The sequence below is a fragment of the Streptomyces sp. NPDC050448 genome (assembly GCF_040655295.1).
Taxonomy (GTDB): Bacteria; Actinomycetota; Actinomycetes; order Streptomycetales; family Streptomycetaceae; genus Streptomyces.
This window is the reverse complement of the sequence record NZ_JBFAJR010000011.1, coordinates 18,420-34,083: the sequence shown is the minus strand read 5'-3', so window position 1 is coordinate 34,083 and position 15,664 is coordinate 18,420. Positions and strand designations below refer to the sequence as shown.

Sequence of the window (15,664 nt, the reverse complement as noted above, 5' to 3'; positions counted from 1 at the left end):
CCGGCCCTCCTCGTTTCTTTAATAGTCAGATTGACTATAAACAGGAGGCCGGGTCCCTGACAAGCGAAAAGCCCGCAGTGCCACGGGGGCACTGCGGGCTTGTTCCAGCCTGGGGCGGAGGGTTTACAGACCGACCTCGCGCATGAGCATGCCGACCTCGGTGTTCGTCAGGCGGCGCAGCCAGCCGGACTTCTGGTCGCCCAGCTCGATCGGGCCGAAGGAGGTCCGGACGAGCTTCTCGACCGGGAAGCCGGCCTCCGCCATCATGCGGCGGACGATGTGCTTGCGGCCCTCGTGGAGGGTCACCTCGACCAGGTAGTTCTTGCCGACCTGGTCGACGACGCGGAAGTGGTCGGCGCGGGCGTACCCGTCCTCCAGCTCGATGCCGTCCTTGAGCCGCTTGCCGATCTCACGCGGCAGCGGGCCGGTGATGGCGGCGACGTACGTCTTCTTCACGCCGTACTTCGGGTGCGTGAGGCGGTGGGCCAGCTCACCGTGGTTGGTGAGCAGGATGATGCCCTCGGTCTCGGTGTCGAGCCGGCCGACGTGGAAGAGACGGGTCTCGCGGTTGGTGACGTAGTCGCCGAGGCACTGGCGGCCGTCCGGGTCCTCCATGGTGGAGACGACACCGGCGGGCTTGTTCAGCGCGAAGAACAGGTACGACTGGGTGGCGACCGTCAGGCCGTCCACCTTGATCTCGTCCTTCGGCAGGACGCGCTTGCCCTGCTCCAGCACGATCTCGCCGTTGACCTCGACGCGGGCCTGCTCGATGAGCTCCTCGCACGCGCGGCGCGAGCCCATGCCGGCGCGGGCGAGCACCTTCTGCAGGCGCTCGCCTTCCTGCTCGGCGCCCGGGAAGGTCTTCGGGGTCTTGATCACGGGCTTGTCGGCGTACCGGTCGCGCACGCGCTCCTCGATCCGCGCGTCCAGCTCGCGGGGCCGGGACTGGCCGCTGCGGCTGCCGGGGCCGCGGCGCGGGCCGCCGGCCCCGCCGATGCCGGGGGTCTTGGAGGTGCGGGGTCCGCCCTTGGCGCCGCCGCGCGCCGCGTCGCCGCGGGCACCGCCGCCACGGTTGCCGTCGCCCGCGCCGCGGGCACCGCCGCCGCCGGCCTTGGCGCCACCGCGGCTGCGCTCGCCTTCGGGGCCGACGTCGTAGCGGCGCTCCTCGGGGCGGGGGTTGCGGGGACGCTGGGGTCCCTGGTCGCGGTCACGGTCGCGTGAGTCGGAGCCGCCGCCCTGGTAGCCGCCGCCGGAGGAGGAGCCACCGCGGTAGCCGCCCCCACCCGAGGAGCTGCCTCCGCGGTAGCCGCCTCCACCCGAGGAGCTGCCTCCGCGGTAGCCACCGCCGCCGGAGGAGGAGCCGCCGCGGGTGTTACCGCGCCCGCCACCACTGCCGCCGCTGTTCCTGTTGCCGCCGCCGTTGCCGTTGCCGCTGCTTCGCATCAAAGTTCCGTCGTCTTGTCGTCTTCATCGGTGTCCGGTGCGTCCGGATCGAACGACGGAACACCCTCTTGCGTCTCGGCTTCGATCGCGTCCGCCTCGGGGAGGAAGGGCGCGAGCTCCGGGAGCTCGTCCAGGCCGCGCAGGCCCATCCGCTCCAGAAAGTAGTTCGTCGTCCTGTACAGGATCGCACCTGTTTCGGGTTCCGTGCCCGCCTCGGCCACCAGACCGCGCTGGAGCAGGGTCCGCATGACCCCGTCGCAGTTCACTCCGCGGACCGCCGAGACCCGCGAGCGGCTCACCGGCTGGCGGTACGCGACCACCGCCAGGGTCTCCAGTGCGGCCTGTGTCAGCCGGGCCTGCTGACCGTCCAGTACGAAGCGCTCGACGGCGTCGGAGTACTCCGCCCGGCTGTAGAAACGCCAGCCGCCGGCGACCAGTCGCAGCTCGAAGCCCCGCCCCTGGACGGTGTACTCGTCGGCCAGCTCGCGCAGGGCGTCCGCGACCTCGCGCGGGCTGCGGTCGAGCACCTTCGCCAGGTGCGCCTCGGTCGCGGGTTCGTCCACGACCATGAGGACGGCCTCCAGGGCGGGCTTCAGCGCCGCCACCGCCACGTCGCTCATTCCTTGGCCTCCACGATCTGATCGAACTCGTCGGTCACCTTCGGCATCCCGTCGCCGTCCCCGCCGCTCCAGCGGACGGTGAGCGTCCGCAGGGCCTCCTCCTGGTCGAGGACCACCGCCTTCTCGCGGTAGAGCTCCAGGAGGGCCAGGAAGCGCGCGACGACGGTGAGGGTGTCGTCGGCGTCCTCGGTGAGTTCCTGGAAGGTGGCCTCGCCGCGCGCCTTGAGCAGCGCGACCACCACGGCGGCCTGCTCCCGCACGCTGACGAGCGGTGCGTGGATGTGGTCGACGTAGACCTGGGGCTTGGCCTTGGGCTGCATGGCCTTGACCGCCAGCCGGGCGAACCCCTCGGCGCCGATGCTGATGACGACCTCGGGGAGCAGCTCGGCGTGGTGGTCCTCGAGGCCGACGGTACGGGGGTGGCGGCGGCCCTCGCTCTCGGCACGCTGCTCGAAGATCTCGGCGATCTGCTTGTACGCGCGGTACTGGAGCAGGCGGGCGAAGAGCAGGTCGCGGGCTTCGAGCAGGGCGAGGTCGGCCTCGTCCTCGACCTCGGCGGCGGGCAGCAGGCGGGCGGCCTTCAGGTCGAGCAGGGTGGCTGCGACCACGAGGAACTCGGTGGTCTGGTCGAGGTCCCAGTCGGGTCCCATGGCGCGGATGTGCGCCATGAACTCGTCGGTGACCTTGGAGAGGGCGACCTCGGTGACGTCGAGCTTGTGCCGGGAGATCAGCTGGAGCAGCAGATCGAAGGGCCCCTCGAAGTTGGCGAGCCGCAGGGTGAACCGCCCGTCGCCGGCCGGGCCGGGTACGACGGCGGGTCCTCCCGCTCCGCCCTCCGCGGACCCCTGCGGGGCCCCCACGAGGGCGTCAGCGGGCGCGGTGGGCCCGGCGGGGTCCACGTCCGGCCCGGCCGCCACGGGCCCCTCAGGGGGCGCGTGAGGGGCTCGGAGGCCGGGCCCGTCCGCCGGTACGGACGGAGGCGCGGCCTGGGCACCCGGTCCGCGGCCCAGGCTGCGGCGGGCGGGGCGGCCGGGTTCGGCGGGAAGGGGCATTGCGGTCCAAGGCGGTGCGTAAGGAAAGAAGTGGAGGTTCGGCCGGGGCCAGCCCCAAGGCTGCCACGGTTTCCCCGGCACACTCCCGCAGAACCCGCCCACCGCCCCCACCGGGAGGGAGGGCACCAGCCCCACCGGGAGGGAGGGCGGAAGCCGAGCAGCCGGGAGCGCGAGATCCCCACCGGGGATGCAGTCAAGGCAGGCCCAGTGGCCGGCCCTCCCCGCCTCCCGACCGCTCGTCACGGGCCCTCACGCCGAGTGGGACACCGGTCACGACGGGCAGGAGGGCCCACCGGCCGGAAAACCCCATCAGGCCGACATCGACACCGGTCACAACCGGCACAAGGGCCCACCGGCCGGAAAACCCCATCCGGTCGACATCGACACCGGTCACGACGAGCCGCCGACCGGGGTGTCGGTCACTACCGCCGTCGGGCAGCGGATGGATGTGACGGGTGGGCGGGTATGTGGGGCGGGACGGTGGTGGGGGCGTCTTGAGCTGTGGGAACGACGGGCCGCAGGCCGCATCCGGCATCGGGCGCGGCGGGCAGGGGCGGCTGCGGGCCTGCCCGCGGGGCATGCCCCGCATCCCACCGGCACCGCCCCGCCGGAACCACCGCCATCACCGCCCCGCGGCAACGGGCCACCGGCCCGGCAACGATCCGCCAGCAGGATCGGCAACGCCCGCAAACCCGCCGCCCCACCGCCCCGCCCACCCACGCACCGGATGCAGCCCCGCCGGAGTCGGCCGGGCGGCCGGGCACGGTCAGCGGCCGCGGAGTCTGCGGACCAGGATGCTCGCGTCGCCGCGGGACTCCAGGTCCGCCAGGACCACGGCCACCGCCTCGCGGACGATGCGCCCGCGGTCGACCGCCAGCCCGTGCTCCCCGCGCAGCACCAGCCGCGCGTGCTCCAGGTCCATGAGCTCCTCGGCGGAGACGTAGACCGTGATCTTCTCGTCGTGCCGCTCACGCCCGCTGGGCCGGCGGTTCGCCCCGCGGCCCTGGCCCTTGCCCCGCCGGGGTTCCGGACTGACCGAACCTTCCTGCGAGCGCCGGGGTGCACCCACCACCGGCTCCGTACCGGCCGCGGCCTCCCGGCTGCGGCCCTCCCCCGCCGTGCCCTCCGCCGAAGCCGCCGCGTGCTCCCCGGCGGGCGTCTCCTCCGGGCCCCGCCTCGGCGAGGACGACTGCAGCGCCATCCCCCCGGTCGTACGGAACAGTTCGTCGGCTCCGGGCAGACTCACTCGGCGTGACACCGGGCGAGCACCTCCCTGGCCAGCTGGCGATAGGCGGCGGCCCCGACGGAGTTGGAGGCGTACGTGGTGATCGGCTCGCCGGCGACCGTGGTCTCCGGGAAGCGCACCGTCCGGCCGATGACCGTGTGGTAGACGTGGTCGTCGAAGGCCTCGACGACGCGCGCCAGCACCTCACGGCTGTGCACCGTACGGGAGTCGTACATGGTGGCGAGGATGCCGTCGAGCTCCAGCTCGGGGTTGAGCCGCTCCTGCACCTTCTCGATGGTCTCGGTCAGCAGCGCCACGCCGCGCAGTGCGAAGAACTCGCACTCCAGCGGGACGATGACCTTGTGAGCCGCCGTCAGGGCGTTCACGGTCAGCAGACCGAGCGAGGGCTGACAGTCGATCACGATGTAGTCGTAGTCGGCCATCAGGGGCTTCAGCGCCCGCTGCAGCGTCGACTCTCGCGCGACCTCGCTGACCAGCTGCACCTCTGCAGCGGACAGGTCGATGTTGCTCGGCAGCAGGTCCATGTTGGGGACCGCCGTCTTGAGCAGCACCTCGTCGGCCGACATGCCCCGCTCCATGAGCAGGTTGTAGACCGTCAGGTCGAGTTCCATCGGATTCACGCCGAGGCCCACGGACAGCGCGCCCTGCGGGTCGAAGTCGACGAGCAGCACGCGGCGCCCGTACTCGGCGAGTGCGGCGCCCAGGTTGATGGTCGACGTGGTCTTGCCCACGCCGCCCTTCTGGTTGCACATCGCGATGATCTTCGCCGGACCGTGGTCGGTCAGCGGACCCGGGATCGGGAAGTACGGCAGCGGCCGTCCGGTCGGGCCGATCCGCTCACGGCGCTGGCGGGCAGCGTCGGGGGCGAGGGTGGCCGCGTACTCGGGGTCGGGCTCGTACTCCGCGTCCGGGTCGTAGAAGTGCCCCTCGGGCACATTGTCGTAGTCGGCGAAACCCGCGGGCTTTTCGCCGCTCAGGTCGCCGGCCCTGGAGTTCACGTCTAGGCCGTCCATGCTCTTTTGGGGCGTCGTCATGTGCTGGTGGTTTGCGAAGGTGCGGACTGCGACGGAGCCGACCGCTTCGAGCCCGGCGGGTCCTTGGCCCCGGTCAGGCGTCCCTGCTCGACCACCTCCGGGAGCAAATGTCGACTCATTCACAAGTCGTCTTACCTCCTCGGACGTGACCAGGACACTTATCGATAGGTCAGCGTGGCACCATGCCGACGGTTGGCGACTCTATGGCGTGTCACCACTCAGCGGCAACACAATCCGTCGGACCGGCAACGATGTGTCGGCAACCGAACACCACTCTGTCAAGGGCGTCCGGGCTGTCGCCGCGAAGTTTCGCGGGTGCGCGAAAGGGTTAAAGGGTTACGTTCGAGGCGAGTTGAGCCGTGCCGGTCCGTACCCCGCAAACGCGTCCGGCCGGACCTTGCGGGCAAGGTCCGGCCGGATACGTGAGATTGACGTCAGTCGTTGACGCTTCAGCCGAGCAGCGTGCTCAGCTCGAGGGTCTCGAGGCCGTGGGCCTCGGCCACCGGGCCGTAAACGACCTGGCCGTCATGGGTGTTGAGGCCCAGCGCGAGCGCGGGGTCACGACGCAGCGCCTCGACCCAGCCGAGGTTCGCGAGCTGCACGATGTAGGGCAGCGTGGCATTGGTCAGCGCGTAGGTGGAGGTGTTCGGCACCGCGCCCGGCATGTTGGCGACGCAGTAGAAGACCGAGTTGTGGACCTGGAAGGTCGGCTCGGCGTGGGTGGTCGGACGGGAGTCCTCGAAGCAGCCGCCCTGGTCGATCGCAATGTCGACAAGGACACTTCCGGGCTTCATCTTGGCGACGAGCTCGTTGGTGACCAGCTTCGGGGCCTTCGCACCCGGGATCAGCACCGCGCCGATGACGAGGTCGGCCTCGACGACGGCCTTCTCCAGCTCGTAGGCGTTGGAGACGATCGTCTTGATCCTCGTGCCGAAGACCTTGTCGGCCTCGCGGAGCTTGTTGATGTCCCGGTCGAGCAGGGTCACGTGGAAGCCCATGCCGATGGCGATCTGCGCGGCGTTCCAGCCGGAGACGCCGCCGCCGATGACCACGCACTCGCCGGCGTGGGTGCCGGGGACGCCGCCGGGGAGCACGCCGCGGCCGCCGGCCGAGCGCATCAGGTGGTAGGCGCCGACCTGCGGGGCCAGGCGGCCCGCGACCTCGGACATCGGGGCGAGCAGCGGGAGCGCGCGGTTGGCGAGCTCGACCGTCTCGTACGCGATGGCGGTGGTGCCGGACTCCAGGAGGGCGTCCGTGCACTCGCGGGAGGCCGCCAGGTGCAGGTAGGTGAAGAGGGTCTGGTCCTTGCGGAGGCGGTGGTACTCCTCCGCGATGGGCTCCTTGACCTTCAGCAGCAGGTCGGCGGTCGCCCAGACCTCGTCGGCGGTGCCGAGGATCTCGGCGCCGGCGGCGACGTACTCCGCGTCCGTGATCGAGGAGCCGACACCGGCGTTCTGCTCGATGAAGACCTGGTGGCCGCCTCGGACCAGCTCATGCACGCCGGCGGGCGTGATGGCGACCCGGAACTCGTTGTTCTTGACCTCGCGGGGGATGCCGACCTTCATCGTCGATCACGGTCCTTGGCTCAGGGGATAACGGGGGCACTTCCATACATACCCGCCCACAAGAACGCGCAACGGGATGCACCACGGGATGTCGTGGTGAAGCCAGTCTAATGAAGGACGACGCGCTGTCTAGCCTTGCAAACCAATAATCTCAGTCGGAACCACTACGGATTTCGCAGGCTGCGGGGTCGTCTCCCAGCAATCTGTCGGCCGCCGAGCGGTGCAGCCTTGCGGCGGCCGGGTCACCCAGCCGGTCGAGGGTGTCGGCCAGCCTCACCTGGAGCGCGGCCTGAAGCCGCAGGTCTGCGGCCTTGCGCGCGAGCTCCACCGCCTCCCGGCAGGTGTGCAGTGATTCCTCGGGCCGGCCGGCGTACTCCTGGATTCGCGCCATCTCGCTCAACGCCTTTGCCTGGCCCGGCACATCTGCCAGTTTTCGGTACCCCGCGGCGGCGGCCCGCCAGCTGCGCAGCGCGTCCCCGTAGCGGCCCGCGTACATGTGCACATTGCCGAGCCGTCCGTACAGCCGGGCCTCGTCCGCCCGCTCCCCGCGCGCGAGGGCCTGCGACAGCGCCCGGCCGAACCAGTCGGCGGCCCGGTGCCAGTCCGCGAGCTCCTGGTAGGCGCCGCCTACGGATTCCATCGCGCGGCCGGTCGCGTACGGGTCGTTCGCGGCCCGTCCCGCGTCCAGCGCGGCCCGGTAGCGCTCCAGCGCCTCCTGGGTGCGGCCCGTCTCGGCGTCCAGGTCGGCCAGGTTCAGCAGGGCCGCGGCCTGCTCCCGGTGCAGGCTCCGGCGCTCGGCCACGTCCAGGACCAGGCGGTGCAGCCCGTACAGCTCGGAGGCGGCCCCGGCGGTGCCGCGGTGCTCCGCGAGGGCCCGTACGAGGGCTGCGACCAGCCGGCGGGCCAGGGTGTCCAGCCCGCCGTCGGCCACGGCCAGGGCGGCGGCCGCGGACAGCGCGGGCAGCCGGGTGTCGAGCCAGGTGGCGGCGGCCGGCCGGTCGGGGAACCGCAGCGCGCGCGGCAGCCCGTCCAGCCTCTCCCGTACGTCACCCTCGTCGGTCTCCGCCATGACCCGGCAGGAGTGCAGCAGGCGTACGGTGCGCTCCAGCATCCGGGCCCGGGCCAGCTGGACCTCGGCGGCGCGCTCCTTGGTCTCCAACAGGGCCCGGAGCAGCGGTGCGAGGCAGCCGGGCAGCAGGAAGAGCCCGTTGGGGGCGTGGCGGACGAGGCCCAGCCCGGCGAAGTCCTCCAGCGTGGACTGGGCGGCGGCCACGGAGCAGCCGGCGAGGGCGGAAGCGGTGTGCGAGTCGACGATGCCGGCGGGGGCGAGCGGCAGCAACCGGAGGGTCCGCTGGGCGGGCTGCGGCAGGGACTCGTAGACGAGCCGGAAGCCGCGGCCGAGCGGGCCGCTGGTGCCGGGGGGCATGTCGTGGAGCTGCTTGGCCACGTCGGCGACGGCGGCCTTGGGGCGCGCGGCGAGCCAGCCGCCGACCAGGGCCAGCGCGGCGGGCTGGCCTCCGCACTCCTCGGCGAGGGCCTCGGCGGCGCGGGGGTCGGCGGTGACGCGGGTGTCCCCGATGCGCTGGGCGAGCAGGGCGACGGCGGAGGGGGTGTCCAGTCCGCCGAGGGTGCAGGGACGGACATCCGGAATGCCGGTGAGGGGCCCCTCGGCGGTGATGACGACGAGGCACTCGGGGGTGTCCGGCAGCAGGGCGTCGACCTGGTACGGGTCGACGGCGTCGTCGACCAGGATGATCATCCGCCGCCCGGCGAGGGCGGTGCGCAGGGTGGAGCTGAGCTCGTCCTCGGCGGCGCCGGGCGGTGTGGCCTCCCCCAGCCCCTCCAGCAGGGTCCGGATCGCCCGCTCGGTGGCCACGGTCTCCCCGCCGGGGGCGGTGAGGCGTACCTTGATCACCCCGTCGGGGTAGTCGTCGCCGACCTCGCGGACGAACGCCTCGGCGAGGGCGGTGCGCCCCGACCCCGGGCGCCCGGCGACGAGCAGCACGCGCGCCCTGGGCGCCTTGGCCTTGCGCCCCGAGAGGGTGTCGAGCCCGGTCCGTGCGATGTCCTCGCGCAGCTCCTTGAGCTCACGCCGCCGCCCGACGAAATCCGTCACGGATCCGCTCCTCTCCCTGCCTTCGGGTTGCGAGCGTAGTTCACGCAGAGCGACGACCCGTGTGGAGCGCGGCGGACACATCACCCAATCGGATCAGCCGATGGTCACACCAGCTCTCGGCCCCGGCGGTCGCCTGCGCGAGCGCGCTGCCACCCCCGCCGAGGCAGGGCTCCTGCCCGGCCGTTGGGCCCGCCCCGGCCACCGGAAGCCGCCACCGCCTGCGCGGACCGCTTCCCACGGTCGGGGTCTCCCTGCGCGGGCCCTCCCCCGGTCCGGCGGCTCGCCGGCGGGGCCGCTGCACAGGCCCGTCCCCTGCCGGAGAGGGCCCCGCGCAGCGGCCCCCCGAGGGCCAGGCCTCGCACGCGCGGGCCGGACCCCGAGGGCCAGGCCTCGCACGGGCGGGCCGGACCCCTAGGACTCGTACGGGCGGGGCGGCCACGGGGCCTGGGCCGGGCGGAGGGCGTCGACGCCGCCCGGGGCGGCGAGTGCCGCGGACAGCGCCAGCGCCCCCGTCACCAGGCCCGGATTGCCCAGCCGGCCCGCCAGGATCCCCCGGACCAGGTCCCCCAGCGGAACGCGGGCGACCTCCATGTCCGCCTCCTCCTCCGACACCTTGTACCGCTCCCCCTCCGCCTCGGAGAGGCCCCGCGCGAGGAAGATCCGGATCGCCTCGTCCGACCCGCCGGGGGACGCGAAGAAGTCCGCGAGCACCCGCCAGTCCTCCGCCTTGACGTGCGCCTCCTCGTACAGCTCCCGCTGGGCCGCGTGCAGCGGGTTCTCACCGGGTACGTCGAGCAGCCCGGCCGGGAGCTCCCACAGCTTGTGCCGTACCGGGTGCCGGTACTGGCGCAGCACGAGCACGCTGCCGTCCTCGTCGAGCGCCAGCACGCACACCGATCCCGGGTGCACCTGGTAGTCCCGGCGCACCACCGCGTGGTCCGGCATGCGTACCTGCTCGGAGCGGACCGCCGTCTTCGCTCCCTCGAACGGCGTCCGGGAGGCGACGACCTCCCACGACTCGGCGGTGTCTGCAATGCCCATGGTCATGCCCGGTACCTTTCCGAAAACGCGACAGCCGGGGCAAGATCCTTGCCCCGGCTGTCTACGTTATGCGCTCAGGCCGTCACTTGGCCGACTGCTGGCGCTCCACCGCGGCCTTGACCAGGCCGGCGAAGAGCGGGTGCGGGCGCGTCGGGCGCGAGCGCAGCTCCGGGTGGGCCTGGGTGGCCACCAGGTAGGGGTGCACCTCGCGCGGGTACTCGACGTACTCGACGAGCTTGTTGTCCGGGGAAGTGCCGGAGAAGACGATGCCCGCCTTCTTCTCCAGCTCGCCGCGGTACGCGTTGTTGACCTCGTAGCGGTGGCGGTGGCGCTCGTCCACGTACGCCTGGTCGCCGTAGACCTCGCGCACGATCGAACCCTCGGCGAGCTTCGCCGGGTACATGCCCAGGCGCATGGTGCCGCCCAGGTCGCCCGCGCCCTCGACGAAGGCCAGCTGCTCCTCCATCGTGGAGATGACCGGGTGCGGGGTGGAGGCGTCGAACTCGGTGGAGTTGGCGTCCTCGATGCCCGCCAGGTTCCGCGCCGCCTCGATGACCACGCACTGCAGACCCAGGCACAGGCCGAGCAGCGGGATCTTGTTCTCGCGGGCGTAGGTGATCGCGCCGACCTTGCCGTTGACCCCGCGGTCGCCGAAGCCGCCGGGCACGCAGATCGCGTCCACGTCGCCGAGCTGCGCCGCGGCACCGGCCGGGGTCTTGCAGTCGTCGGAGGTGACCCACTTGATCTGGACGCGGGCCTTGTTGGCGAAGCCGCCGGCGCGCAGCGCCTCGGTCACCGACAGGTACGCGTCGGGCAGGTCGATGTACTTGCCGACGAGCGCGACCTTGACCTCGTGGTCGGGGTTGTGGACGCGGTCCAGCAGGTCCTCCCAGACCGTCCAGTCCACGTCGCGGAACGGCAGGTCGAGCTTGCGCACGACGTACGCGTCGAGGCCCTCGGTGTGCAGCACCTTCGGGATGTCGTAGATCGACTTGGCGTCGATCGCCGCGACGACGGCCGCCTCGTCCACGTCGCACATCAGCGAGATCTTGCGCTTGATGGAGGTGGGGACGTCCCGGTCGGCGCGCAGCACGATCGCGTCGGGCTGGATGCCGATGTTGCGCAGGGCCGCGACCGAGTGCTGGGTCGGCTTGGTCTTCAGCTCGCCGGAGGGGCCGATGTAGGGCAGCAGCGAGATGTGCACGACGAAGACGTTGTCGCGGCCGACCTCGTGGCGGACCTGGCGGACGGTCTCCAGGAACGGAAGCGACTCGATGTCGCCGACGGTGCCGCCGACCTCGGTGATGACGACGTCGACGTCCTCGGTCGCCATGCGGCGGATGCGGTGCTTGATCTCGTTGGTGATGTGCGGGATGACCTGCACGGTGTCACCGAGGTACTCGCCGCGCCGCTCCTTGGCGATGACCTGCGAGTAGACCTGGCCGGTGGTGACGTTGGCCGAGCCGTCGAGGTCGACGTCGAGGAAGCGCTCGTAGTGGCCGATGTCCAGGTCGGTCTCGGCACCGTCGTTGGTGACGAACACCTCGCCGTGCTGGAACGGGTTCATCGTGCCCGGGTCGACGTTCAGGTACGGGTCGAGCTTCTGCATCGTGACCCGCAGGCCGCGCGCCTTGAGCAGCGCACCCAGGCTGGAGGCCGTCAGGCCCTTGCCGAGGGAGGAAGCGACACCTCCGGTGACGAAGATGTGCTTGGTCGTCATGGCTGTGCTGTTTCGAAAAGCAGCGGGCGGCGTCGCCAAGAGGGGGCTCCCGTGGTCGCGAAGTGAGGTGCGTCCGGCGCCGGCCACCATCGAACCGGAGGGTCTCAGGGGGCGCCGAAGCTGCGGTTTCGGGGCTCCTGATTCGCACAGGCAGACCACCGGTCCACGGGGTACCAGCCTATCAGCGCCCAGCCCCGTCCGCCTCCGGCCACGCGCCGCTACGGCCGCTCGACCGAGCGCCACCATCCGTCCCGTGGCCGGTCACGCCACCGTTCACGCAGGTCACCCATTTGGTCCAGTCACATTGTCCCCGGACTTCACGAGATCACTAGGGTGCCGTCATATCCTGCTCGGATATCGCTTCACATCGCCGCCGAGCAGTCCGGCAGACGGCGTAACCCGGCCGCATCCGGAATCATGAGCTCAGTGCGGGGATCCACACCCACGGGAGACCGCGCAACCGCGCAATGCAAGCGCCCTTCGGGGCGGACATGGCCGTTCGACTGGAGATGCACGTGTCCGGGCGCATCGAGGATTACGCACTGATCGGGGACATGCAGACCGCCGCGCTGGTCTGCCGGGACGGATCGGTGGACTGGCTGTGTCTGCCACGTTTCGACTCCCATGCCATCTTCGCGAGCATTCTCGGCACCGAGGATCACGGCTTCTGGCGCATCGGCCCGGCGTTCCCGGGGGGCGCCGAGGCCCCTTCCGCGACCCGGCGCCGCTACCAGGGCGACTCGCTGATCCTGGAATCGGAGTGGGACACGCCGCGCGGCACGGTCCGCGTGATCGACTTCATGCCGCCCCGCGAGGACCACGCGCCGCAGCTGGTGCGCATCGTGGAGGGCGTCAGCGGACGCGTCCCGATGAGCTCCGCACTGCGCATGCGGTTCAGCTACGGGCGGGTCGTGCCCTGGGTGCACAAGGTGGACGGGCGCACCGTCGCCGTCGCCGGCCCGGACTCGGTCTGGCTGGACGCCGACGCGCAGACGTACGGCAAGGACCTGACGACGTACTCCGACTTCACCGTCGGCCCCGGCGACCGGAAGGCCTTCTGCATCAGCTGGCAGCCCTCCCACAAGGGCGCCCCGGACGCCCCCGACGCGCAGGAGGCCCTGGCGGCCACCTCCGCGTTCTGGCGCGAATGGGTCGACCACTGCACGTACCACGGCCCCTACCGCGAGGCCGTGATCCGCTCCCTGATCACCCTCAAGGCGCTCACGTACGGCCCCACCGGCGGCATCGTCGCCGCGCCCACCACCTCCCTCCCGGAGGAGATCGGCGGCGTCCGCAACTGGGACTACCGCTACACGTGGCTGCGCGACGCCGCCATCACCCTCTCCTCGCTGCTGCGCACCGGCTACCGCGAGGAGGCCCAGGCCTGGCGCGAGTGGCTGCTGCGCGCGGTCGCCGGCGACCCGGAGAACCTGCAGATCATGTACGGGATCGCGGGCGAGCGGGAACTCGGCGAGACCGAACTGGACTGGCTGCCCGGGTACGAGAACTCCCGCCCGGTCCGGGTCGGCAACGGCGCCGCGCACCAGCTCCAGCTGGACGTGTACGGCGAGGTCACCGAGGCCCTGCACCTGGGCCACATGACGGGCCTGGCGCGCAACGACTACGCCTCGGTGCTCCAGCTGAAGCTGATCCGCTACCTGGAGACCCACTGGGACCAGCCTGACGAGGGAATCTGGGAAGTCCGCGGCCCGCGCCGCCACTTCGTGCACTCGAAGGTGATGGCCTGGGTGGCGGTGGACCGCACGATCAAGCTGATCGAGAGCGGGGATGCGGACGGCCCGCTGGAGCGGTGGCGCGAGCTGCGCGACGAGATCCACGAGGACGTGTGCGAGAAGGGCTACGACAAGGAGCGCAACACCTTCACCCAGTCGTACGGGTCGAAGGAGCTGGACGCCTCCCTGCTGCTGATTCCGCAGATGGGCTTCCTGCCGCCGGACGACAAGCGGGTCATCGGCACCATCGAGGCGATCCAGCGCGAGCTGTCCACGCCCGACGGGTTCATCCTGCGCTACCCGACGACCGGCGACGAGGCCGGCGTGGACGGTCTCGAGGGCGACGAGGGGGCCTTCCTCGCGTGCTCGTTCTGGATGGCCGACGACCTGGCGATGATCGGCCGGGTCGACGAGGCCCGCCACCTCTTCGAGCGGCTGCTGGCGCTGCGCAACGACCTGGGGCTGCTGGCGGAGGAGTGGGATCCGCGACTCCAGCGCCAGGTCGGCAACTTCCCGCAGGCGTTCAGCCACGTCCCCCTGATCGACACGGCCCTGCGTCTCACCGCCAGTGGGGCGTACGGGGGGTGAGGCCGGCCCCGGCCTGAGCCCGGATGCGCACGGCCGGCCCTCCGGCCTCGCCGCGCCCTCCGCGTCGTGCCCGCCTACGCTGGAGTGGCCCTATGCCTCCTCCGAAAGGAGGGGTGAGCCATGGCGCCCCTCTCCAAGGCGGGCACGGCCCTGACCGTGCTCCGTGAGGATCTGGCCGGTGAGGTCCTCGCGCCCGGCGATCCGGGATACGGCGAGGCTCGCACGATCTTCAACTCGGTGATCGACCGCAGGCCCGCCGTGATCGCCCGGTGCGAGAGCGAGGCGGACGTGGTCACCACCGTCCGTTTCGCCCGTGAGCTGGACCTGCCCGTCGCGGTGCGCGGCGGCGGCCACAGCGTCGCCGGGATGTCCCTCAACGACGGCGGCGTGGTCGTCGACATGCGCCGGATGCAGGAGGTCACGGTCCATCCCGCGGCGAAGGCCGTACGCGTCGGGGGCGGCGCGCTGATGAGCGTACTGGACCGCGCCTGCCAGCCGTACGGGCTCGCCACCACCGGCGGCCGGGTCTCCACCACCGGAGTCACCGGTTTCGTGCTCGGCGGCGGCTCGGGCTGGCTGGACCGGAAGTTCGGGCTGGCCGTCGACAACCTGCTCGGCGTGGATCTGGTCACCTCCGACGGCAGCATCATGACGGCGACCGCCGAGGACAACCCCGAGCTGTTCTGGGCCCTGCACGGCGGCGGCGGCAACTTCGGGGTCGCGACCTCGGTGACCCTGCGCCTGCACGAGCTGCCCGAGTTCGCGATCTGCATGCTGCTGTACCCGCCGGAAGCCGGGCCCGAGGTGGTGCGCACCTACCGCGAGGTCCTCGCGAACGGCCCGGTCGAGGCGGGCGGCGGCGTGCTCTACCTGACCGCCCCGCCGGATCCCTTCGTACCGGAACACCTGGTCGGAACCCGGATGGCGGGCGCGCTGCTCACGTACGCGGGCGGCGAGGAGGCGGTGCGCGAGCTCGCCGGGCCGCTGCTCGCGCTGCCGCACGAGGTGGAGGTGCTCACCGCCCTCCCGTACGCGGACTTCCAGTGCATGATGGACGACCCGCCCGGCCTGCGGAACTACTGGTCCGCGGAGTACCTGGCCGGCCTGCCGGACGAGCTCGTCAGCGTCTTCTGCGCCCTCGGCGACGTGATGCCGTCGCCGGGCGGAACCCAGCACGTGTTGTTCCCGCTGGGCGGGGCCATCGCGGACGGGCCCCCGGAGTTCCCGGTTCCGTACCGGGACGCGCAGTGGGCCGCGCACCCCTTCGGCATCTGGGAGGACCCGGCCGAGGACGACCGCTGCCGGCAGTGGGTCCACGACGTACGCGGCCACGTGCAGCCGTGGAGCACCGGCGCGGTCTACCTCAACTTCACCGGCGACGAGGGGCCCGAGCGCGTGGCGGCGGGTCTCGGCGCGGAGAACCTGGCCAGGCTGGCCGCGGTGAAGCGGATGTACGACCCGGACAACGTCTTCCGCTTCAACCACAACATCAAGCCGGCGTAGCCG

General features: G+C 71.8%; 11 protein-coding genes. 2 read left to right on the top strand and 9 right to left on the bottom strand.

Annotated features, from left to right (window positions below):
* Positions 1-123: 123 nt before the first annotated feature.
* From AB0I68_RS15535 to AB0I68_RS15495, 9 genes are all read right to left on the bottom strand, one after another.
* A complete protein-coding gene (locus AB0I68_RS15535) occupies positions 124-1,443 on the bottom strand; it encodes a pseudouridine synthase (protein WP_363177812.1) in 1,320 nt (439 codons plus the stop codon).
* Positions 1,443-2,063 (bottom strand): SMC-Scp complex subunit ScpB, encoded by a 621-nt coding sequence (gene scpB, locus AB0I68_RS15530; RefSeq protein ID WP_363177811.1) that lies wholly within the window; start codon positions 2,061-2,063, stop codon positions 1,443-1,445. Before scpB ends, AB0I68_RS15535 begins: the two co-directional genes overlap by 1 nt.
* The gene (locus AB0I68_RS15525; protein WP_363177810.1) at positions 2,060-3,115 is read right to left on the bottom strand and encodes a segregation/condensation protein A; all 1,056 of its coding nucleotides are present in this window, start codon (positions 3,113-3,115) and stop codon (positions 2,060-2,062) included. Before AB0I68_RS15525 ends, scpB begins: the two co-directional genes overlap by 4 nt.
* 766 nt (positions 3,116-3,881) lie before the next feature.
* Positions 3,882-4,373, bottom strand: coding sequence for a hypothetical protein (locus AB0I68_RS15520; RefSeq protein ID WP_363177809.1), 492 nt, complete (start codon positions 4,371-4,373; stop codon positions 3,882-3,884).
* Positions 4,358-5,518, bottom strand: coding sequence for a ParA family protein (locus AB0I68_RS15515; RefSeq protein WP_363177808.1), 1,161 nt, complete (start codon positions 5,516-5,518; stop codon positions 4,358-4,360). Before AB0I68_RS15515 ends, AB0I68_RS15520 begins: the two co-directional genes overlap by 16 nt.
* A gap of 326 nt (positions 5,519-5,844) precedes the next feature.
* Complete coding sequence (ald, locus tag AB0I68_RS15510; RefSeq protein ID WP_363177807.1) at positions 5,845-6,960, bottom strand: alanine dehydrogenase; 1,116 nt, start codon at positions 6,958-6,960, stop codon at positions 5,845-5,847.
* 151 nt (positions 6,961-7,111) lie between these two features.
* Positions 7,112-9,157 (bottom strand): tetratricopeptide repeat protein, encoded by a 2,046-nt coding sequence (locus AB0I68_RS15505; RefSeq protein WP_363177806.1) that lies wholly within the window; start codon positions 9,155-9,157, stop codon positions 7,112-7,114.
* Between the two features lie 330 nt (positions 9,158-9,487).
* Positions 9,488-10,117, bottom strand: coding sequence for an NUDIX hydrolase (locus AB0I68_RS15500; RefSeq protein ID WP_363177964.1), 630 nt, complete (start codon positions 10,115-10,117; stop codon positions 9,488-9,490).
* Between the two features lie 82 nt (positions 10,118-10,199).
* Positions 10,200-11,837: a CTP synthase gene (locus AB0I68_RS15495; protein ID WP_363177805.1), complete on the bottom strand. Its 1,638-nt coding sequence runs from the start codon at positions 11,835-11,837 to the stop codon at positions 10,200-10,202.
* Between the two features lie 491 nt (positions 11,838-12,328).
* On the opposite strand from AB0I68_RS15495, the gene AB0I68_RS15490 reads away from it, so the two are divergent.
* Both AB0I68_RS15490 and AB0I68_RS15485 read left to right on the top strand, forming a co-directional pair.
* Complete coding sequence (locus AB0I68_RS15490) at positions 12,329-14,158, top strand: glycoside hydrolase family 15 protein (RefSeq protein WP_363177804.1); 1,830 nt, start codon at positions 12,329-12,331, stop codon at positions 14,156-14,158.
* Between the two features lie 120 nt (positions 14,159-14,278).
* Positions 14,279-15,661 carry an FAD-binding oxidoreductase gene (locus AB0I68_RS15485; RefSeq protein WP_363177803.1) on the top strand — a complete coding sequence of 461 codons (1,383 nt, stop codon included), beginning with the start codon at positions 14,279-14,281 and terminating at the stop codon, positions 15,659-15,661.
* Positions 15,662-15,664 lie beyond the last annotated feature (3 nt).